This window comes from Candidatus Omnitrophota bacterium, assembly GCA_040755155.1.
GTDB lineage: Bacteria > Hinthialibacterota > Hinthialibacteria > Hinthialibacterales > Hinthialibacteraceae > JBFMBP01.
Window position 1 is genome coordinate 58,515 of record JBFMBP010000157.1, and the last position, 19,308, is coordinate 77,822.

The 19,308-nt window shown below is 47.1% G+C and carries 19 protein-coding genes and 1 riboswitch; of the genes, 10 read left to right on the forward strand and 9 right to left on the reverse strand.

The window, feature by feature from the left end:
- Positions 1 to 57: 57 nt before the first annotated feature.
- The 3 genes from AB1656_25045 to AB1656_25055 form a co-directional block, all read right to left on the reverse strand.
- Positions 58 to 1,782, reverse strand: a complete 1,725-nt coding sequence (locus AB1656_25045; protein ID MEW6238665.1) for an ABC transporter permease subunit — start codon at positions 1,780 to 1,782, stop codon at positions 58 to 60.
- A gap of 16 nt (positions 1,783 to 1,798) precedes the next feature.
- Entirely contained in the window at positions 1,799 to 1,975 is a 177-nt protein-coding gene (locus AB1656_25050; GenBank protein MEW6238666.1) for a hypothetical protein, read from the reverse strand.
- 70 nt (positions 1,976 to 2,045) lie between these two features.
- Entirely contained in the window at positions 2,046 to 2,399 is a 354-nt protein-coding gene (locus tag AB1656_25055; protein ID MEW6238667.1) for a PadR family transcriptional regulator, read from the reverse strand.
- Positions 2,400 to 2,568: 169 nt separating this feature from the next.
- Between AB1656_25055 and AB1656_25060 the strand changes: the two genes are divergently transcribed.
- A complete protein-coding gene (locus AB1656_25060) occupies positions 2,569 to 3,420 on the forward strand; it encodes a deoxyribonuclease IV (GenBank protein ID MEW6238668.1) in 852 nt (283 codons plus the stop codon).
- Between the two features lie 693 nt (positions 3,421 to 4,113).
- On the opposite strand, the gene dtd is transcribed toward AB1656_25060, so the two are convergent.
- Positions 4,114 to 4,572, reverse strand: coding sequence for a D-aminoacyl-tRNA deacylase (dtd, locus tag AB1656_25065; protein ID MEW6238669.1), 459 nt, complete (start codon positions 4,570 to 4,572; stop codon positions 4,114 to 4,116).
- Positions 4,523 to 5,194, reverse strand: a complete 672-nt coding sequence (locus AB1656_25070; protein MEW6238670.1) for a hypothetical protein — start codon at positions 5,192 to 5,194, stop codon at positions 4,523 to 4,525. The genes dtd and AB1656_25070 overlap by 50 nt, the downstream gene beginning before the upstream one ends.
- Before the next feature lie 253 nt (positions 5,195 to 5,447).
- Between AB1656_25070 and AB1656_25075 the strand changes: the two genes are divergently transcribed.
- The 5 genes from AB1656_25075 (at position 5,448) to AB1656_25095 (ending at position 9,880) form a co-directional block, all read left to right on the forward strand.
- A complete protein-coding gene (locus AB1656_25075; protein ID MEW6238671.1) occupies positions 5,448 to 6,479 on the forward strand; it encodes a tetratricopeptide repeat protein in 1,032 nt (343 codons plus the stop codon).
- Positions 6,480 to 6,481: 2 nt separating this feature from the next.
- Positions 6,482 to 6,904, forward strand: coding sequence for a hypothetical protein (locus tag AB1656_25080; GenBank protein ID MEW6238672.1), 423 nt, complete (start codon positions 6,482 to 6,484; stop codon positions 6,902 to 6,904).
- Positions 6,905 to 7,259: 355 nt separating this feature from the next.
- Positions 7,260 to 8,624 (forward strand): hypothetical protein, encoded by a 1,365-nt coding sequence (locus AB1656_25085; GenBank protein ID MEW6238673.1) that lies wholly within the window; start codon positions 7,260 to 7,262, stop codon positions 8,622 to 8,624.
- 25 nt (positions 8,625 to 8,649) lie between these two features.
- Positions 8,650 to 9,159, forward strand: coding sequence for a nitroreductase family protein (locus AB1656_25090; protein ID MEW6238674.1), 510 nt, complete (start codon positions 8,650 to 8,652; stop codon positions 9,157 to 9,159).
- A gap of 40 nt (positions 9,160 to 9,199) precedes the next feature.
- Positions 9,200 to 9,880 (forward strand): O-methyltransferase, encoded by a 681-nt coding sequence (locus tag AB1656_25095; GenBank protein ID MEW6238675.1) that lies wholly within the window; start codon positions 9,200 to 9,202, stop codon positions 9,878 to 9,880.
- A 64-nt stretch (positions 9,881 to 9,944) separates the two neighbouring features.
- On the opposite strand, the gene AB1656_25100 is transcribed toward AB1656_25095, so the two are convergent.
- The 3 genes from AB1656_25100 to AB1656_25110 all read right to left on the reverse strand — a co-directional run bounded on the left by AB1656_25100 (position 9,945) and on the right by AB1656_25110 (position 14,752).
- Positions 9,945 to 11,324, reverse strand: a complete 1,380-nt coding sequence (locus AB1656_25100) for a tetratricopeptide repeat protein (GenBank protein ID MEW6238676.1) — start codon at positions 11,322 to 11,324, stop codon at positions 9,945 to 9,947.
- A 321-nt stretch (positions 11,325 to 11,645) separates the two neighbouring features.
- Positions 11,646 to 12,608 carry a hypothetical protein gene (locus AB1656_25105; protein MEW6238677.1) on the reverse strand — a complete coding sequence of 321 codons (963 nt, stop codon included), beginning with the start codon at positions 12,606 to 12,608 and terminating at the stop codon, positions 11,646 to 11,648.
- 116 nt (positions 12,609 to 12,724) lie between these two features.
- Positions 12,725 to 14,752, reverse strand: coding sequence for a beta-galactosidase trimerization domain-containing protein (locus AB1656_25110; protein MEW6238678.1), 2,028 nt, complete (start codon positions 14,750 to 14,752; stop codon positions 12,725 to 12,727).
- A 157-nt stretch (positions 14,753 to 14,909) separates the two neighbouring features.
- On the opposite strand from AB1656_25110, the gene AB1656_25115 reads away from it, so the two are divergent.
- On the forward strand, positions 14,910 to 15,881 hold the full coding sequence (locus tag AB1656_25115) for an alpha/beta hydrolase family protein (GenBank protein MEW6238679.1): 972 nt from the start codon (positions 14,910 to 14,912) through the stop codon (positions 15,879 to 15,881).
- A gap of 21 nt (positions 15,882 to 15,902) precedes the next feature.
- On the opposite strand, the gene AB1656_25120 is transcribed toward AB1656_25115, so the two are convergent.
- Positions 15,903 to 16,115, reverse strand: a complete 213-nt coding sequence (locus AB1656_25120; protein ID MEW6238680.1) for a uracil-DNA glycosylase — start codon at positions 16,113 to 16,115, stop codon at positions 15,903 to 15,905.
- Between the two features lie 146 nt (positions 16,116 to 16,261).
- Between AB1656_25120 and AB1656_25125 the strand changes: the two genes are divergently transcribed.
- The 3 genes from AB1656_25125 (at position 16,262) to AB1656_25135 (ending at position 19,294) form a co-directional block, all read left to right on the forward strand.
- A complete protein-coding gene (locus tag AB1656_25125; GenBank protein ID MEW6238681.1) occupies positions 16,262 to 17,554 on the forward strand; it encodes a hypothetical protein in 1,293 nt (430 codons plus the stop codon).
- A 56-nt stretch (positions 17,555 to 17,610) separates the two neighbouring features.
- A riboswitch (cobalamin riboswitch) is annotated at positions 17,611 to 17,805 on the forward strand.
- A gap of 158 nt (positions 17,806 to 17,963) precedes the next feature.
- Positions 17,964 to 18,680 (forward strand): type II secretion system protein, encoded by a 717-nt coding sequence (locus AB1656_25130; protein MEW6238682.1) that lies wholly within the window; start codon positions 17,964 to 17,966, stop codon positions 18,678 to 18,680.
- A 248-nt stretch (positions 18,681 to 18,928) separates the two neighbouring features.
- On the forward strand, positions 18,929 to 19,294 hold the full coding sequence (locus AB1656_25135) for a response regulator (protein MEW6238683.1): 366 nt from the start codon (positions 18,929 to 18,931) through the stop codon (positions 19,292 to 19,294).
- Positions 19,295 to 19,308 lie beyond the last annotated feature (14 nt).

Below are 19,308 nucleotides of genomic sequence, written 5' to 3' on the forward strand. Positions count from 1 at the left end.
AAGAATAACGATAATAATTCTTGTTTCGGCCAAGTTGTTATCCACTGGCCTCTGAAATCATTCATAGTGGGGATCAATGCGCAGCCAGGTTAAAATGAACAGTCCCATCGAGGCGATCAGCATCCAGGAGGACTGCAAAAAAACCAATAATGGAAAAGAATTGCGAATAGGGACGCTTTCGCTATGGAAGATAACCATACAAATCGGCGATAGAACTGAATAGATCGGTTCGAAAAATCGATGATCGTTGCGCAATGCAAAAACTTCATGAACAAATTCGTTTAGGAATATAAAGCCAAAAAAAATAAAGAGCACCGATCCAAAGGAAAGCGCATAAGCCGTGATCGTTTTACGCGTCCATGCGGAAAAAAAGAGGCCGATCGACATATACAAACAAGCGGCGGCGAAATTGATGGCCACCGAACCTAACCAGAATCCAAAACCAATATGAGGATTAATATTTTCATAAGGATGGAGTAAAAAAATTATGGATGAAAAACCGTAGAAAGCGCTAAAACGCAAGGCGAATATCCATAATCCCGCCTGGAATTTTCCCCATAAAATCGCTTGTGGCTTTAACGTCGTCGTTGAAAGCAGATGCCAGGTTTCCCGGTCGCGTTCTCCTCGGATGCCGTTAGCGGCGTAGGGAAGAATAAAACAAGGCGCCAGCAGCGTCGCGATAATGGCGGCGGCGTAATGCCATTCGTTGATTCTCATGCGTCCATCGGAAAGATGCAAGCCGATCAGGAGTATCGATACGTTCAATCCCGCCAGGGCGCCAAGCGAGAGGATCAATCGGATATGCTTGCATCTCCACATCTCTCGCAATTCTTTCCATGCGATTAAGTCGCGGGACGTCATAAGAAGTTGAGTAAGAAATGGAAAGGAGTCGTAAGAAAGGATGGCGCGAAATTTCAATGTCCTGAAAAATTTCCTGCTTTTTCCGGCGTTGAAACGTTCGATCTTCCGCGCAAGCATCCAATAGCAGGCGCAGAGCAGAATAAGAATGACGCAGATCACGAATATTCCATGTACAGCGTAAGGATTCGCTTTGGCGAATAGACCCTGAGTTGATCCTAATGGACCGCTGAAAAATAAAACGGCGAGGATTATGGGCGAACAATATAAAAGAATTCCTGGATTATGCGGGTAAATGATTACGAGGAGAAGTATCAAGCCGACCGTATAACAAAGGGTGAAAATATAGGCCGCGGAGATGGAATGGATCGTCCGTTTCCAGGCGATGGAACATAACAAACCCCCCAGACCGCAAACGGCGACAAGTTCCGTAGCCATCCCGTAGATGAAAAGAATTTCATTCGGCGAAATGCCTCCCACCGTGGCGCAGAGACCGTAAATCGGGACGAGCGACAACATCAAAATCCAAACGAAGAAGACCGACGATAAAAATTTTCCTAAGAGTATGCTGGCTAGGCTTAGCGGCGTCGTCGAAAGCAATTCCCACGAATCGCGTTCGTATTCCAGATTGACGCAAGTCGCGGAAAAGAGGGGAATCATCAGCAAAATGCAAATCCCTTCCACGCAATTCAGAACCATAAACAATTCCCGCGCCTGGCGCTCCCACTGAGCCGTATTCAATCCCATGTTGAGCAGAAACTCGTACCAAATTAAAGAGAATACGAATACGCCCATTCCTAAGAATAAAAACAGATAAACGAAGGAACTTTTTTTCCGCAGCCGTTCCACCAGTTCGCGCAGAATCACGGGATTGTTGATTAATCGCGGGCGTTCGCGCCAAATCATCCGCAAAGTTGAATTCATTTTATGAAGTCTTTCGTCATCGAGGCAGAGTCCAAACGATATCCCCCGCATTAGTTTCGTCTTCTCCTGAATTGGCGGGAACGCCTCCGTCGTCTTTCATATTCCATCCGTAACTATAAATAACGCAGCCGCTGTCTTCCGTCCGGTAATTGAATGCTTTCCCGCTGAAAGGTTCGGGGGGGATTTCGCCCAAGGATTCCTTATTTTTTCGTTTTTGGGAAAAACATGCGATCCCCCCTTTTTATTCGTCGAGCGGCGTCTATTTATTTTTCGTTCGCCGCTTTATTCGTTTTCTCTTCTAAAGTCATACTCATAGCTCGCGAAAAGAAACTCCAATCGCGCTTGTCGTCTTTTAACGTTTTCTCTCCTCTTGGAGTCAGGGAATAGAGCCGGACTTTCGGACCTTTTTCCCGTTCCTTCCACTCCGATGAGATCAACCCTTCTTTTTCCATTTTGGGCAGGGTAGGGTATATCGTTCCTTCGCCGAAGGAAAACACTCCCAGGCTTTTTTCTTCTATGCGCTCGTTCAAACCATAAGCATGGCAAGGGCCGTCTTGCAGGACGGCCAGAATAATCGTTTTCAAATGGCCTTTCATCACTTCGCGGTCGAACTTCATGACTATACCTTATAATAAAAGGGATTATAATGCAAGGGTATAAATAGATAAATTTCGAAAAATGGGAAATGTGAATTTTCTAATTGATTTTTATTGACTTAGTTCTTTTATCTTCAATCGATTTTGATTTAAAAAGCCGATCAATTAAGAACGTGAAAGGATAGAATGAATGCGTTTTGGGGTGCATGTTTCTATTGCAGGAGGCGTCCATCAAGGCTTGTTGCGGGCGGTTAATTTGGGATGCGAAACAGCCCAGTTATTTCTCGTCAATCCCCGATCTTGGTCGTCAAAGCCATTGGCAGACGATGAGATCGAACGCTATCTCTCGGCGAGAAATGGGGCGGCGCGAGAAGTCTCGCCTATCGCTGCGCACATGCCCTATCTGCCCAATTTGGCGGCTTCCAACGACGAAATTTTTCAAAAAAGCATCATCTCGCTTCGCGATAATTTGGAACGCTGCGACGCCTTGCGAATCGATTATCTGGTTTTGCATTTTGGAAAAGGCGATAAGAGCCAAGGACTTCATCGGATGCGGGAAGGCATTCTAAGAGCTTATGGCGAAGACCGTCGCCGAGTATGCCTTCTTTTGGAAAATACGGCGGGGCAGGGAACGGAAATAGGTTCAAAACTACCTGAAATATCAGAGTTTTACTCCATGATCCCTCAAGGAATTTCTAAAGGCGTTTGTCTCGATTCCTGCCATGCTATCGCTTCAGGATATGATATAAGCCGTACCAAAGGATTGAAATCGCTTATGGATGAATTCAAGAAATACCTTGGTTTAGCAGAACTTAAACTACTTCACTTGAATGATTCCACAAAGCCGTTGGGTAGCCAGGTCGACCGTCACGCCAAGATCGGAGAAGGGCATATTGGTTTGGATGGTTTTCGACGAATTTTTTCTACGTCTCCTTTTCGTAATTTGCCTGGAATTCTTGAAACGCCGCGTAAATGCGATGAAGACGACATTTCCAGCCTCATGCTTGTCAAATCGCTTGCAGCACAGAATCGTAAGTCATAATTTTTTTTATTGACTTACGGCATAAAACATATGTTTCTCCATTCACACTCTCTTTTTTCCGTTTCACAAATAGAGTTCAATCATCCGAGAGTTTATAACATTATAATTTATCATATAATCATCTCTAAATAGCCATGATGGCAGTAATTCATATTGAAGATAATCGAAAAGTAACTCCGATCTCATAGGAAAAGAGGATTCATTTTGGAGAATTATCGCGTACATATTTTTAATAAATCTATATCAATAAGTAAGATAGAATAAATCATAACGTTATAATGTTATTAAATTATAATAAAATAACATTATAATATTTATGACTGTGGACGATATTTCATTATAATTTTATAAAATTATGATAATTAAAGATTCGATTGAATTGTATGATATGATTCTTCCTCCATCTTAATTGTTTTCTGAGAAAATATGTAAAATTGAAAGTAAATCCTGGCAAGAATTAGAATACGTAAATCCCTTCAATTGATATGATGATAAATAACTTGAAGTATATGGAGTTGATTTGAAGCCGAATGGTCTTTTCTTTACGTTTTTTTTGAGAAAATCAACGAAAAATCAATCCATTATCGTCTGATTGGACGATGGAATCTTTATAGAAATAGATAGAGATCGGTTAATGAATTTACTGATAGTATATTGAGTAAATTCAATCTTATAAAACATCTTAACTTGCTATTAGGAAATGGAATTGGCCGTTGGAGAATCGAGGATGATGGTTACAGGACCGTCGTTCACTAGTTCCACATCCATCATGGCGGCGAATCGGCCTGATTCGGTTTTAATGCCTCGATTACGCAGCCATAGGATTCCTTTCTCGTATAGGTCATTGGCTTTTTCGGGCGGCGCCGCTTTCGTAAAATCAGGGCGGCGGCCTTTACGGCATTCGCCGTAGAGGGTGAACTGAGATACAAGTAAAACCTCGCCTCCTATATCAAGAAGAGACCGATCGAATTTACCCGCTTCGTTGGGGAAGAGGCGCATCTGGCAGATCTTTTCCAAAAGCCAGTTTAAGTCGGCTTCCGTATCTTCATGCGCGACAGCGAGAAAGATAAGCAATCCCTTTCCAATTTTTCCTGCCGATGCGTTATCGATTCTTACTTCCGCCCGGCTTACTCTTTGAATCACCGCCCGCATTTTCCATCTCCTTGCAGGTTTCGAGCAGGGTAATTTTCCGCTCGGACAATTGGGTAATTGCGCCGGGCAGTTCTCTCAGCAAACGTTCCGCCTTGAGCCGTTCTACGGCGGCGATATATTTTCCTTTTCGCGCCCGGATGTTTTTTTCTTCTTTTTTTAGCGCCCAAAAAACGTCTGTGGTTTGCGACAATTCTTTTTCCACCTCGAGCAATTGCCGCCGGATTTCTTCTATGCTAAGAGGGGGGGGAGCGGTTTGTGGAAGTGGACCGGCTTTCGCCGGTTTTTTGACGGGAGGAGGGAAAGGAGAGAGCAGGGAAGGGGGATTAATTGCGGAGGACGGTTCCAGATGCATGCGTCCGGAAGCGAGAGCGTCCATCATCATAATTAACTGCGGAATGCGCGATGGCGGAGGAAGCGGACGGACCCTTGGCTTCGTTTGCGCCGGTTCCGGCCCCGACAATCCCATCGCGAACATAAAGCCTTGCCGGTCAGTAAGATAAATATTTCGCAATTGCTCTACCATGTTTTTCAGTTTGGGATCGTTCAAGGCGATTTTTTCCGCCTTGTCGAGCATGGCCTTGAGCTTGGCTTCCAATTGCGAGCGAGAATCCCTAGAGGGCATGGACGTTTTTTCTTTTCTGAAACGCTTCGGAAATCGTAAGGTGGATCGAGCGAAGCAAGCCCCACTAAATATCTGAAACGCATCTGTTTCTTCCTGACACAATCCACAAAAGCAATTGGGATGCTCCTAAAATGCTTCAATTACATCCCAGCAGTCGTTGTTTTCGAATCGCGATTATGGTTTAATAAACCAGTTATACGGCTGTTTTAGAGAAACTTGAAGTTTTTTTTAGAAATTGGGATTGCAAACTACTATGACGATAAATCGCGCTTCGCTTAAAGGTTTGAGTATTTCCATTGTTCTTTTCGCTGTTTTCGCATTGACGGGCTGCAAAGGGCCGCAGGGACCTTCTTTCAACGATCAAGTAAAAGAAGCGTTGAATCATTATTACAAGGGAGACAAACTCGAACGCAACGGCGATCTGAAAGGCGCCAGGGAAGAGTACGAAGCATCGATCGCCATTTCTCCCCGTCCTATGGCTTATTATAGCCTGGCTCAAGTATTGGCCGCTCAGGAACAATACGATGAGGCGGAAAAATGTTTGGATGCGGCCATCCGCTTAAGCCCTGGTTTTAAAGCCGTCGCCCAGAGGAAAATGCAGATTCAAATCATGCGCCGATCCTCGGCGGGTGAAACGCTGAAGATAGATCAAACTCCTGCCCCAACCGTGTCGGCGGAGCCGGAGAAAAAATCTGCGCTTCCACCAGCAGCAGAAACCCCTAAAACCAAAACAACGGCGCCTGCTGTGGAAAAAACGACGCCGGCGGAAGCAGCGCCTGCCTCGCCAAAGAAAACCGAAGCCGAACCGCTTCTCGATGCGGAAAATCAAACTTTATATAACCAAGCCAAGGATGCGATTTCGGCGGGGAATTGGCCCCTAACCGTCGAATTGTGCCAGCGCATTTTAGAAAAAGATCCCCAACAACCTATCGTCCTCTACAATCTCGGCTTTGCGCATATACATTTGAATCAATATGAAGAAGCGGAAAAGGCTTTTCGCCGCGTTACGGAATTGGATCCCGCCTTTGCCGACGCCTACAACGATCTGGGCGTGGTTCTGGAATACCTTGGACGCAGCGGCGAGGCCTCGCAAGCGTACGATAAAGCCATTCAAGCCGGCAATCGCGGCGATGCGTATTTCAATCTGGCTCATATCAAAGAGAAATCCGGCGAATATAAAGAAGCGATCTCTTTGTTCGAGAAATATCTCCAATTCGAAGGACAAGGCGCCTACGCTGAACATGCCCGGCAACGAATCGAGAAACTGCGCCGTATGGCTTATTGACGATGGATGCATCCGTTCTATACAACGATAATCCCATATTCTGGCGGGAAAATCTGCTGAATATTCTCGCCGGATTGGAATGGCGTCTTGGACAGATTCGAGAAATGAGGCGATCGCTATCCGAAATCTGCCGGGCAGCCGTTGAATTAAAAGGGCAGGAGTTCTTATTTATGTTTCGCAATAAATTCGGTTTAACGAAAAAAGACGCCAAAAAACTGTTTTACGATTACCACAGCAAAGATGCAAAGGCAGATGAAGCCGAAGAAGCCGAAGGGAAAGAACCGATTAAGCCGCCGGAAACCACCGATCAAAAAATCGCGATGATTATGGATTACATGCAAGAAACTTCCATCAAACTCGACCGCATCGAGAGCGATATCGCCGCCCTTAAGGAACAAGTCGAACTCATACTGAAACGCATCTAATTTTTTTTAAGAAAGTCCTCAAAGCAATCTTTTTTACACCGTTCAATGTTTACATAATATATATTATGCGAATATATGTACCGCCTATTTTCTTCCGGTATCATTCCTTCTTTTAGAACGCACCCGTTAATATAATGTTCGCTGGGATTTAGAATGACATAACATATGTTACGCAATTCCATCCCCTCGCCCTTTGGGAGAGGGTTAGGGTGAGGGGTTTTAAGTCCAACCATATCAACCTTCACCTAACCTCTCCCAATCTTGGGAGAGGGATTGGAAAAGCAGCAAATTCATAGTAAAACTGTATTCGTGCGTAATATGAGTGACATCACTTTATTTCAAGGAGAGTATTCCCATGAGGTTGGCAGCGCGCATCGTATGGTTCGCTTGGGCGGCGGCATTCTTTGGGCAAATTATCGCCGTAGAAAAATCCTGGGCCAAATCATCCATCGATTTTTCGCAGGAGGAAAATCGAAAATCCGTCCGCATCACCAATTACCGCATCGCAGCTGAAATCGATTACGATGAAGCGGTAAAAATATCGGAATTTTCCGCCGGAATGGATACCTTTCTCTATCCTGATGAAAAGAATTCCACGGCGGGCTGTTCGTTGATTCTTTTTGCGGATAATCCCCATTCGTCGACGCAGGAAATCGAGTTGCCCCATCGCTATCGCGCCATTCGTTCCGCCACGGACGAAAAGTCCGATGCGGCGGTAGGGATAGAAAGTCTGGATGCGGGGCAAGTCTCTCTAAGAAAAGTATTCTCCATTAAGGACGAAATATCCACGCTCCATATCGATACTTGCATAAAAAACGAAAGCGAGCGGATTCTGACCTTTTATCCAGCGGAAGCCATATCCTTCTTCGTCGGGACGGTTAAACCGAATTATTCCGGCCGCATCGTATCGCCGACGGATTTATATTTTTATGCTCCTTACGATAAAATGAACGCCGTTACGATTACACAAGGTCCGAAAACGAACAAGGAATTTATCCAAGTCGAAAAAGATTCCCTCTTTATCGCCCATTACGAGAGAGAAAACGGCGCAGTGAAACTGACCTCGTCCAAAGGATGGATCGCGGCGCAAAATGGGCAAAACTACCGCGTCACAGCGATAGAATTTTCTTATAAGAATCAAAACATCGAACCGATCGAATACAATTTACAAGTGCGGACGGAATCGTTGGAAGACAACGGTTCGCCGGTTCAAGCGCAGGTTGTTTTGGGAAAAGTAACGCTGAAGCCGGGAGAGACGTTTGAATACGCATCCGATTGGAGCAATAGCGCCAGCGGCATTCCCATTATCGAAGTGAAGGATGGCGCGGCTTACAATAAAACGCTGGAAGCGCTGACTACGGATGCAGGTTTCTATATCTTCGCCATCATGGGTATCCCCCAAGATGGCTATCTTGGCGTGGAATTTTTAGACGAGAAAGATCAAATCGTCAAAAGGCACGATTATCTCTCTCTTATCCTCGACGTAACGCTGCCGCGGCCGTCTTCCGCCGTCTCCAAAATTCCAACGATTCTCACCCACGAAATCGGCTTCCCTTTCGACGAGAAATCCTTTAAAAACGGCCAATATCTCATTGAATTGCAAAATCAAATCAAGAAAATCCGGCTGATCATGATGGATGACAAAAAGAATATCCTTCGCGTCATCGACGAAGTCAAAGCGCCTTGGAAAAAGCTGGATGAGACTTCGTCCAAACCTTGAATTCGATAAACTAGGGAGGCGGATTATGAATGTATTTGAGGCTATTAAGGCTCGATATAGCGTAAGAAGATATTTGAGGAAGGAGGTCGAAGAAGAAAAACTGATCAAAATATTGGAAGCGGCGCGGCTGGCGCCTTCGGCGAAAAACTTTCAAGAATGGCGGTTCGTCGTCGTCAAAAATTCCCAAACCCGCAAGGCGTTAATGCATGCGGCGAGAGAGCAGCCCTTCGTCGGCGAAGCCCCTATCGTACTCGCTTGTTGCGCCATTACCGACAACCATATCATGTCCTGCGGGCAGTTATGCTACCCCATCGATGTGGCCATCGCTATGGAACATATTGCTTTGCAAGCCGTGGATGAAGGTTTGGGAACTTGTTGGATTGGCGCCTTTTATGAGGATCAGGTTAAGAAAATACTTAATATACCGAGAGAGGTTCGAGTCGTAGAATTGATGACTTTGGGATATCCCAGCGACGAACCTCAACCTAAAAACCGGTTGCCGTTGCATTCGATCGTAAAGTATGAAAATTGGTGAAATTACTGCTAACGAATATCGAAAAACAAGGAGGATTGTTATGAAATCGTTGGTGTTCCCTTCCCTGATCGCCTTAGTCGGCTTGGCTAGCATTATCGGCTTTGAAACCCAATCGGTGAAAGCCGAAGAAACGCAAGATATTCAATCGTTAAAAGATCCGCAGGCTATCGAAGCGTTCCGCGAGAATTTTTTAAAGAACTTTAAACGAATCGGTCTGAATACGGCATATAACGACGCTCAATTTCTCCGCATCATGGTCGAGAGTTCGAGCGCTAAGCGGGGGCTGGAAATCGGTTCTTGCAATGGCTATGGGGCCATGTTCATGGGTATGGGATTCGAGCGCAACGGCGGGCAACTCGTTACTCTGGAAATCGATCCCAAATTTGTAAAAGAATGCCGGGAGAATCTCAAGAAGACCGGCTTGGAAAAGACGGTGGAATGCGTCGAAGGCGATGCTTTAAAAACGATTCCCGAATTGCAGGGCGAATTCGACTTCGTTTTCATCGACGCCCAGAAGCAGGATTACTATAAATATTTCAAGGCGGTCAGCCCGAAATTGAAAGCTGGCGCCGTGATTGTCGCCGACAACGTGATTCAATACGCCGAAGCCATGAAGGATTTTCTGGACGCTATGAAGAACGATCCCGCCTACGATACGGTCATCATCCAAACCACGCAGGAAAAGAGAGACGGGATGTCGGTGACATACAAGAGACGTTAAACGTTCGTATTCGCTCTATTTCAAAAACGATTCGCGGGGCCATTTTATCGGCCCCGTTTTTGTCTCAAAAACCAATGGCGCCCGTCAATAGGCCGTATATCCATAAAGAAAAGGATTCCAGGAAAAGAATCAGGCAAAAATAGAATACAATTAACAGAACCGTATAGATGAAACTCTTTCGGAAAAAAATATAAAAAAGAAGATATTTCATTATATAGAAAGTAAATGCGTAAAATACAGAGATTATGGGAATGGTCATGAAGCCCAGGTAGATTAAAATCGGCCCGCCTATCGTTAACAGCGACATCGTTGTGGCGAAAAACAATGAGGCCCAGGCTTCGAGTTTGATATTCTCGTTCCACTTACTGTCCGGTTCGCAGTAATTGACTAGCAGGACGGCGATGAAGATCGACAAAAAACTAAAGATGAATCCTTTAAAAAAATTCAAACTTCCCCTAACTGTAATCATCGGTGAACGGCGGTAGGAGAAATTGCCATCGAGTGAATCGCCTTCATCGTCGGTGAAGGCGTAATACTGGCCGGAAGGAACATAAAAATCGATCTTTTCCTCTTCCCCGCCCTGCTTCTTGATTTCGGGAAAGAAGACCTCCGAGATATGAATTTCGCAGGTATAGGCGTAATAAGGCGCAATGAGGCGGGGGAATTTGAAATGGATCGTTTTTCCGGGAGGAAGATTTCTTACGTCGAACCATGTAAAAAACGACATATGCTCTTTCCCCCACAATTGAATCGTTACTTTCAATTTTTCAATGATCTGGGAGGCGGAGCTAACCAACTTTCCGCTCACTAAGACGGGATAATCCGTTTTTTGCGCCCAACCGCTTTGACATTGCCATTCCACATGGGAAATATGAATGAATTCCCCAAACTCTCCCGTTTTGTTTATGATTTTCGCCGGTTCGGTCTTCCCAACAACAAAATGGCGGATCAGTAAACCGGAGACGGCGCAGAACAGGATAAGAATCGAGGGGTATACGAAGAATTTTTTTCTGATGGTTGCGATAAACAATTGGCCGCAGTAGCCGCAACGCCAGGCCGTATCCATGACTTTGGATTGACAATTGGGGCATATTTTTTTGGGGAGAGGTTTTAAATCCGATGTGGAACCGGCATCGAAGCAGGGAGCGGTGGAAACGATCCCTCTAACCGCTATCTCTTTTTTCTTTTCAGGCTCTTTGTTCCATTGCTGGATGAGTATTTTCGCTTTTGCGTGTTCGGGATTGACGGTGAGCGCTTTTTCCACAAATTCCCGCGCTTCATTTTCTTCTCCTACCTTGAGCAAGCAGAGGGCGATTTTGCAATGGATGTCGGGATTATTGGGTTCTTCATCCAATAGTCTACGCAAGAGGATGAGGGCTTCGCCGTAGTTGCCGAACTCGACGTGAATATTAATGCGGGAAACGATATCCTCCGGTTGCTTCATATTTCTTCACCAGGCGAATGTTTTCGAATCGAAACGCCGATCGATGGCATGAAACGCTTTGTTCTATCAAACGCTTTGAAAGTATAAATGTTGCATTGGGTTAGGATAATGGCGGAGGCGAATGCGTGAATTAATAGGAGCGAGACAGCAGCAGATTTTGCAGGGCTTGCTTCGTTTGACTCACCTTGCATTACCGGCAAATTTCTATTTTGAGAATTGATTATTCCCATATGCTAATGTGAGTTTATAAATAAAAACCCGCCGATTCATCAAGCGGAATCGGCGGGCGTTCTTCTAATTTCCCGTAAACCGGCGCTGGTTTTATTTTATGGCTTCCAATAAACTGCCGATTTTTAGGCGTTTGGTTTCGTCGAATCGAACCATGCCGTTTTCGAAGAGATAGACGGCTTCCAAGTTGGCGTCGTTCTCCTTGATCCATTCCGCCACTCTCGGCCCAACGAGCGACGAATCCTTCGTCGTCAGCCAATCTTTCAAGCGAAACAATTGTGGAGTTTTGTTTTCGGGTTCGATGTTGACGATCCAGGCGGAATTGTCGGTCATCAACAGGAAGAAAGTCTGGCCGGTTTTGATTTCCGCTTGGGGACGCTTTTCTTCCTGCGGGCGCATTTCGGTTTTGGGCGGGCTGACGATTCTTTCGTCCGCCGCGAATCCCTTGATGGTTTTCTTGCCTTTCCCTTCGCCGTACATGCGCGATTCCAATTCTTCCATCGTGCGAACCGTAACGCCGCGCTTCAATTTCAAAATATTTCTACGCTCGTTATCCTTAGCCCATTGAATTCCCTGAGCGGCGAGATGGCAGAAAATATTCAGTGCTTGGTTGTGATCGAAATTGCGGATGGTGGGCGCGCGAAACGTGCGGAAATCGGAAAATTCGAATTGCGGTTTGATTGTGTAGACATATCCGCCGCCGCCCGAAAAAGGACTCTTGAGTGTATTGAAAATGGACGTAAACACGTTTTTCGATTTTTCTTCCGCCTTTTCTACGGGTTTCGCGTCGCGGCTGAAGGTATGATTGCGATCGAATTCGTATACGACCGTCAATAAATAATGCAGAGTATTTTTACCGACGCCGTCGCGCAGCTCGATATTCGGATCGGAAAGAAGATTCGTAATGGCGGAGGCGATTTCGGGATCGTAGGGCTTCAAGCCAACGACGGTTTTCCCCGCAGATTCCTCAGCGCTGGCGGAAAAAGCGGCCCAAGCGCTAATCGCCATAAGGGGAACGAGAAAGTAAACGGTTTTTTTAAGGGACGCGAAAAACATTCGAGATTTCATCTCCTCTATGGAATGGGATGAAACGGCTAAAAATTCATCCGATTAAAATAATGGAGTTATTTCACATCAAAGATAATACGATGTCAATCTCAAAAGGATTCCCATTACGATTCAAGAACCAATACGCTATGGATATTCAATTTGGGAATAACCACCGTGAGAATGCCATTGCCCCACGATGATTTTATGTTTTCTTCATCTGGAACCCAATGAATTTTAGACGGTGGAGCGGGAACGCGCATCTTTATTGTTATGGGACCGATTTCGGGGATATGGTCAATAATGGGAAAGCGATTGGAGCGCGGGAGATTGGCGCAATTCATCAGATGCAGGCTGAGTTGGCCGTCTTTCGTTTTGCGCAGCGAAACATCCAGGCAGGGCGGCCCGTCAATGGCGACCGCCGGTTCGGGAAACAATCGTTCGGCGATGGCGCCGACAAAACGGCGCATGGATGGATGATGGCAGCGGAAAAAGATGTTGGGCAAAGGACCAAAGACAGCGCCGATTTTTCCTTTGCCGAGCGTAACCAGCGAAGCCGCCGCTTGCCCATCCTTGCGGACATCACGCGTGGGATATCGATAGCCGAGGATTTCCGCCGTTGTCGTTTTTATTTCTTGCCAAATGCCTTGAACGTTTACTACGCCGCCGGGCGTATTCAATTCTGGATTCATCTCACGAGGTTCGCCGATAAAATCCACGCCTAAAACATCCCGGAAAAGCCGGGCGCATTTTTCACCCATTAGAAAGAGCGAACCGCCGTTTTTCACGTAATCCAATAGCGCCTGTTTGAAATCGTCCGTCAGTTTCGGCGAATCGGGAATGACGACGAGAGGATATTCGCTCAGATGGGGCTGCAATTGATGTTCGGCGAGGATATCCACGGAGTACTGCAATTCCAATAGCGCGTGCAAGGCGCCTTCCAGGCTGTTGAATTCCCCGCCCCAGGGAGCGAAAACGTTGTCGGATTCTTCCCAGTGACTTTCGCTGGATAACAGCAGCGCGACTTGGGGAACGCTTTGGCTTTTATGGCTGACTTTTTGCCGCGCATGGCAGAAATCGGCCACTTCGCCGTAGGTATTGATAATGTCCTCCACAATATAGCCGGAGCGGGTCGGTTGGTTGTAAATCTGAAATCCGCCGCCCTGCATCAATACCGCCGCCGCTTCCTGCTGCAAGTGGATGGGCGTTTTAAAACTCCAGTTTAAACCCTCGCCCTTGTCGAAGCCCCAAGCCATCAAATCCCAGGGCATTCCTGCGCTGGCCAAATAGCGAGCTTCCAGCCGCGCTTTATCCACGGATAAGCCGGGAGAGTAATCGCCGGAAAGATAATCCAGCTTTGCCTTGACCGGCAACGGAGCGAAAGAGGAATACATCCAGTTGCTGGTGATTTGCAGTTTGGGGTTGAATTCGTGCAAAGCGTCAACCCAATGGCTCAGGTACTTTTCAAACTGATTGCGGTGGAACATTTTCCACTCCAGCCAATGCGCCTCGCTTTTGTTTTTGGGAGCTTCGCTAAATCCGGTCTCCTTCTTCCACGCTTCTAAGGTGGCGGGCGAGTAATCGAGTTTGGCTGCCCAGCATTCGCCGTCCACCCATAAGCCGTCTAAATCGTATTTGGAGGTTACTTCTTTCAGCTGAGGAATGAGCAACTCGTCCACGTAGGGGCCGAATGTACTGGTATTGTTGGGATCGGGCTTTCCATTGGCGTCGATTCTCGCCCAGTCAGAATGTTTTTCGATGGCGGCGCTATCCCACACGCCGGAGAAGTGGATATACAACCCTACGCCGAATTGCTTCGTAACCTCGCGCCAGACGGCGAGGGAATCTTTGACGATGCCGGGAGCGGGCGTTCCAACTTTCGTGGGATAACCCGCGTATCCAGCATGGCCTTTGCAATCGTATTGCACGTAATCCGGCTGCGTTCGCCGCAGCAGTTTTTCGATGTTGGCTTCGGAAAGTTCGGCGCCCAGAGCCGTATCGCTTTTGTTGGGATGCAAATCGAAGTGCATTCCGAAGAAGGCGTCCTTGCGCGGGATAATTTCTTTGCGGGGGAATTCCCCTTCCCCCGCGCACAATGCGGCGCATGCAACAACGAATATGGCTCCTATCAATAATTTGTGAATCCCTTTCATGACGTTTTCTCCTATTTGTTCGTTTTGAATTTTCCGATCGTAACATAAATTGATTCATCAATCCAATTGCGCCGTATTCTAAAACGCAATTTACAGGGATGGTATTATTCGATATGATTCGATGAAAAATATGATTCGGCGAGGAAGGGGATAAACGATGAAAAGAAAAAAACTAGGCGCAATCGTATTCATGGCGAGCCTTGGTTTTACGGCGTTCGCTATGACGAGCGAACCGAATTATCGCTCTATGAAATATACTCCCCGCTCTCAAGAGGAAGCCATCGCTTGGCAAAAGGAGTTGCGGGCGAAGCTGTTTCATATCTTGAAATTGGATGAGCTTATTGCGTTGAAGACGCCGATTCCCTTCGAGGCGAAAACGCTATTGAGCGAAGATAAAGGAAAATATACGAAGCAAGAGTTGGAGATCAATTCCACTGCTGGACGCCGCATCTCGCTCATTGTCACGCTGCCTCAAAAATCGGATTCGCCCTGCCCCGCCGTCGTTTGCGTTCACGGTCACGGAGGCAGCCGCGCCATTGTGTACGATGCGTCGTCCATTTACAAAGGCTTCGCAACTTCGCTGGCGGAAAATGGCTTCGTTACTATTTCCACGGAGGTAGGACAGCATGAGGTTTATGAAAAGAACCGAATTTTGATGGGCGAACGCCTTTGGGACCTAATACGCTGCGTTGATTACCTTGAATCGTTGCAGGAAGTAGACAAGAAGCGCATCGGCTGCGCCGGTCTATCCCTAGGAGGCGAAATGACGATGTGGCTGGCGGCGATGGATGAGCGGATCAAGGCGGCGGTAAGCGCCGGTTTCCTGACAGTGATGGATCAGATGGAACAAAATCATTGCCTATGCTGGAAATTCGAAGGATTGCGGGAACTGGTGGATTTCGCCGATATCTATTCCTTGATCGCGCCGAGGTTTTTACTTTGCCAAAATGGATTGAAGGAAGGGCCGAAGGATTTTTATGTCCCCATCGCGCGGGACGCCATGCAGGAGATCAAGCAAATTTTTCAGGATTTCGGTCAACCCTATCGCGCCATCCTCGACGTGCATCCCGGAGGCCACGAGATCAATTTGCCGGTGCTTATGGCTTTTTTCGAAAGAAACTTGAAGTGATGGGAGAATGAATCCACTGGTTTAGGATTTCGTCTTGTCTTCCTTTGATTCGAACAGCTGGCAAGGCATTCCCGAACTTTCGAAGACGGATAGATAGGGCGGCTTGTGCGATTTGAAATTGAGAATCCGGCAGCCGTAGGGAAAGCGCTGATCCCAGGTAATATAATAGTGGACGCAATTGGCGCAAAAAACGCGTTTCGTTTTGTCTCCGGTGGAACTCGTTGGTTTGTTCATCGCTTTGAGACCAATTTTCTCTTATTCACTGCTCTTTTATTATAATGAATCCTGCAAAAGGTTCAAACCAAATTCGGTTTGCTTTCCGTTTCTGCGCCCGTTATGATTTCTTTCACATTTAATAACAATCTAGAAAGGATTTCATAATGCCGCAAACCGTGGCGCTACGCTTGTACGTTTTGTTGTTTTTTCTTGTCTCGTCGATAGCGAATTCCGCCGATTTCGAAGAACCATCGGCCATCCTGCGAACGGAGGACGCTATCGGATTCGCCTTCAATACGCGCGGCTCGCTCGCTGTCGATTCCCGCGATCATGCCTGCGCGGCCTATTATATTGCCGACGACGTTTCCAAACCGCCCCAAAATCGGATATGGCTTATCGATATTAGCGGAGGCGACCCTTCTTCCCCCGTTCGCATCGACCACGCCCCGACTGGCGGAGGCCGCCATCCCAAAATTGCTTTCGACGCGGCGGGGATTCTTCACGCCGTTTGGCAAGATTACCGTCATGTTACGGCGGGGGGCAACTATATCGACAATGTGGAGATTTTCTACAACCGCCGTCCAACAGGCGGAGTTTTTCCCAGCGAAGATATCCGCATCTCTCATACTAACGCCGGGCATAAGGGCGATAACGGATTCCTGCCTCAAATCGCCATAGGCGCAAATGGCCGAGTACATATCGCATGGTATGATTTTACTGCTAGCGGCAATAACGCCGAGATTTACCTGCGCAGCAGCGGCGGCGCGGGCGAATTTCCCGATCAAATCGGCATTGATAATTTCCGCGTTACAACGATAGATTCTGCTGACGATCTCGTTTCCCATTGGATGCCGGATGCTGCGGCTCTGCCCGGCGGAGAGGTTTATATCGTCTGGGGCGTGCAACAAGGATTTCAGGGAATTTTTCCACTGCAAGGCCGATCGATCGCACAAGATCGGACGCTCGGCGCCATCGAAACCATCGCCGAACAAGGGGGAAGCTTTTTGGATCCTCCCCGGTTGGCGGCGGATAAGGTGGGAAATCTCGGATTGATATATACGATCCGTTCCGAAGGGATGAACTCCATTTGTTTTCAATATCGCCCTCGCGAGGGCGTTTGGAGCAATCCTGCTTTTATCAATGAAACAGGAGCCGACTCTTCGCAACCGTGTCTAGCATTCGATATGAATGGAACTGTTCATTTAGTTTGGCAAGAAGATATGGGCGGAATTTATCAAGTTCGATACGCCTTGCTCGATCCAACGGATTTCACCATTCGTTCCCGGAAACCGCTCAGCCTGAAAAACGCGGATGCCCGTACGCCAGCCATCGCTATAAATCCTATCACGGATCGGATTCATTGCGCCTGGATCGAGCGAAACGACGAAGGGGAAAGAACGATCGTTTATCTTCGCGAACAAGAAACGAAAGTTGAAGACTGGCGTTTATTCGATTAAGAATAGAAACAGTGGGGAAATTGGATTGACAGCCCCATTGCCGACGCCTAAACTCTACTTGCAATTCATAAGAAGGAAGCCGCACAGTTTCGCGGATGAAAAGGGAAGCCGGTGAAAAACCGGCGCGGTCCCGCCACTGTAACCGGGAACGAAACCTCGAAAGCCATTGCTTGCCAAAAGGCAAACGAGAAGGCGAGGGAGTAGGTTCCAGCCCGGAAGCCAGGAAACCTGCCTTCTTAATCAATGCTCAAGGCGATTAAGTTCGCCCACGGAACCTGGAGACCGATCGAGGAAAAGGCTCAGGCGCCATCAACCCGCCTCTGTGTTTGATGACTCCTTCCTCCCCTCGCCCCAACTCCATTGAAGCCGCCTTTATTCCGGCGTTCCGCGCGTACGAGGAGTTACGCAAGTGATCGCTTCAACGGGCAGACTGCCCTCAACCGCCCCATTCGGATTTACCCTTATCGAGCTGCTTATCGCCGTCGCTATTATCGGCGTCTTAGCCGCCATCGTCAGCGCCAATTACGTTCTATCCATCGAACGGGCGGACGCGGCGGCTTGCCAAGAGAACCTTCGCACCGTCTTCACCGCTTTGCAATCCTATCGGTTGGATTACAACCGATTCCCGCCCGCCGATGGCGCCGCCGATGTTCACTCCCAATCCAACCATACGGCTTGGGGTTGCGGCCCTTCCGCCAACGGCTATTGGAGCGGCGTTTCGCTTCTATTAAGCGAGCTTGGCTACTGTTCGGAGGAAGCGCTCTATTGCCCCGCGCTCAAACGCGCCCATTCCCGGCGCATCGAGGCGTATCCTACATGCGATGGATCGTCTCTGGCTGGAAAAACCGTTCCTCAATGGCGTTTTCTGCGGTTTGCCTACAATAACGCCGCCGCCGATGCGGGCGGTTCCAATGGCGGAGAAAATAATATCGAAACCGAGTGGAAATCCGAAGTCTGGCTTGTCCGATGCCTTCATCTAGATATCAGCGAATTCGACAAAGAACGCGCCATCCGCTTTCCTTTTCGCATCAAGCAGGACGAAAAAAATCCCAATCGAACATGGTATGGCGAATTCGAACTGACTGTTCTGGGAACCATCCGTCTGCGTCCCGTCTGTTTGGAATAGAAAGAGGATGGCGAACTTCGCTTTCAGCCAACTCTGTATAGCTTGCAATATCTCATACTTTCCTAATGCTTCAGAGAAAGGGGCTAATTCAGGCTCGTAGAATTTGTTTTTCGGATAAGCTTATTACTCCTCCCATATCTTTTCCAATTGAATCCGGATTATTGCGATTTATTCCTCTTTGGAGTGGATGGATTATGAGACAAAATCTAGTAGACTAAAAAAATTCCATGATTTTAGGATAACGTACTATGAAAATTCTTGTCGTAGACGACTATGCGGTTATTCGCAAAATCCATATCAATAATTTCAACAAAATGGGGATCATGGATATCGATGAGGCCGAAAACGGTAACGAAGCTATCGAAGCGGCGAATCGCATTCGATACGACTTGATTCTATTGGATTGGCACATGCCGTCCATGAATGGACTTGAGGTTTTGAAAATCCTACGAACGCAAGGAATTAACGCTCCTATTGTTTTCTGTACGGACGAAAGCGAAAAAGAAAGCATAAAATCGGCGATGTTGGGCGGCGCTACGCGCTATATAACGAAGCCGTATACGCCAACGCAATTTCGTTCGATCATGAACGAATTATTGGGTTTAAGAACATAAAGTTTACGAGTAAT

Coding starts and splice junctions, on each gene's coding strand:
- AB1656_25045 (MEW6238665.1), bottom strand. CDS start 1,782: ATGAATTCAACTTTGCGGATGATTTGGCGCGAACGCCCGCGATTAATC.
- AB1656_25055 (MEW6238667.1), bottom strand. CDS start 2,399: ATGAAGTTCGACCGCGAAGTGATGAAAGGCCATTTGAAAACGATTATT.
- AB1656_25060 (MEW6238668.1), top strand. CDS start 2,569: ATGCGTTTTGGGGTGCATGTTTCTATTGCAGGAGGCGTCCATCAAGGC.
- dtd (MEW6238669.1), bottom strand. CDS start 4,572: ATGCGGGCGGTGATTCAAAGAGTAAGCCGGGCGGAAGTAAGAATCGAT.
- AB1656_25070 (MEW6238670.1), bottom strand. CDS start 5,194: ATGCCCTCTAGGGATTCTCGCTCGCAATTGGAAGCCAAGCTCAAGGCC.
- AB1656_25075 (MEW6238671.1), top strand. CDS start 5,448: ATGACGATAAATCGCGCTTCGCTTAAAGGTTTGAGTATTTCCATTGTT.
- AB1656_25080 (MEW6238672.1), top strand. CDS start 6,482: ATGGATGCATCCGTTCTATACAACGATAATCCCATATTCTGGCGGGAA.
- AB1656_25085 (MEW6238673.1), top strand. CDS start 7,260: ATGAGGTTGGCAGCGCGCATCGTATGGTTCGCTTGGGCGGCGGCATTC.
- AB1656_25090 (MEW6238674.1), top strand. CDS start 8,650: ATGAATGTATTTGAGGCTATTAAGGCTCGATATAGCGTAAGAAGATAT.
- AB1656_25095 (MEW6238675.1), top strand. CDS start 9,200: ATGAAATCGTTGGTGTTCCCTTCCCTGATCGCCTTAGTCGGCTTGGCT.
- AB1656_25100 (MEW6238676.1), bottom strand. CDS start 11,324: ATGAAGCAACCGGAGGATATCGTTTCCCGCATTAATATTCACGTCGAG.
- AB1656_25105 (MEW6238677.1), bottom strand. CDS start 12,608: ATGTTTTTCGCGTCCCTTAAAAAAACCGTTTACTTTCTCGTTCCCCTT.
- AB1656_25110 (MEW6238678.1), bottom strand. CDS start 14,752: ATGAAAGGGATTCACAAATTATTGATAGGAGCCATATTCGTTGTTGCA.
- AB1656_25115 (MEW6238679.1), top strand. CDS start 14,910: ATGAAAAGAAAAAAACTAGGCGCAATCGTATTCATGGCGAGCCTTGGT.
- AB1656_25120 (MEW6238680.1), bottom strand. CDS start 16,115: ATGAACAAACCAACGAGTTCCACCGGAGACAAAACGAAACGCGTTTTT.
- AB1656_25125 (MEW6238681.1), top strand. CDS start 16,262: ATGCCGCAAACCGTGGCGCTACGCTTGTACGTTTTGTTGTTTTTTCTT.
- AB1656_25135 (MEW6238683.1), top strand. CDS start 18,929: ATGAAAATTCTTGTCGTAGACGACTATGCGGTTATTCGCAAAATCCAT.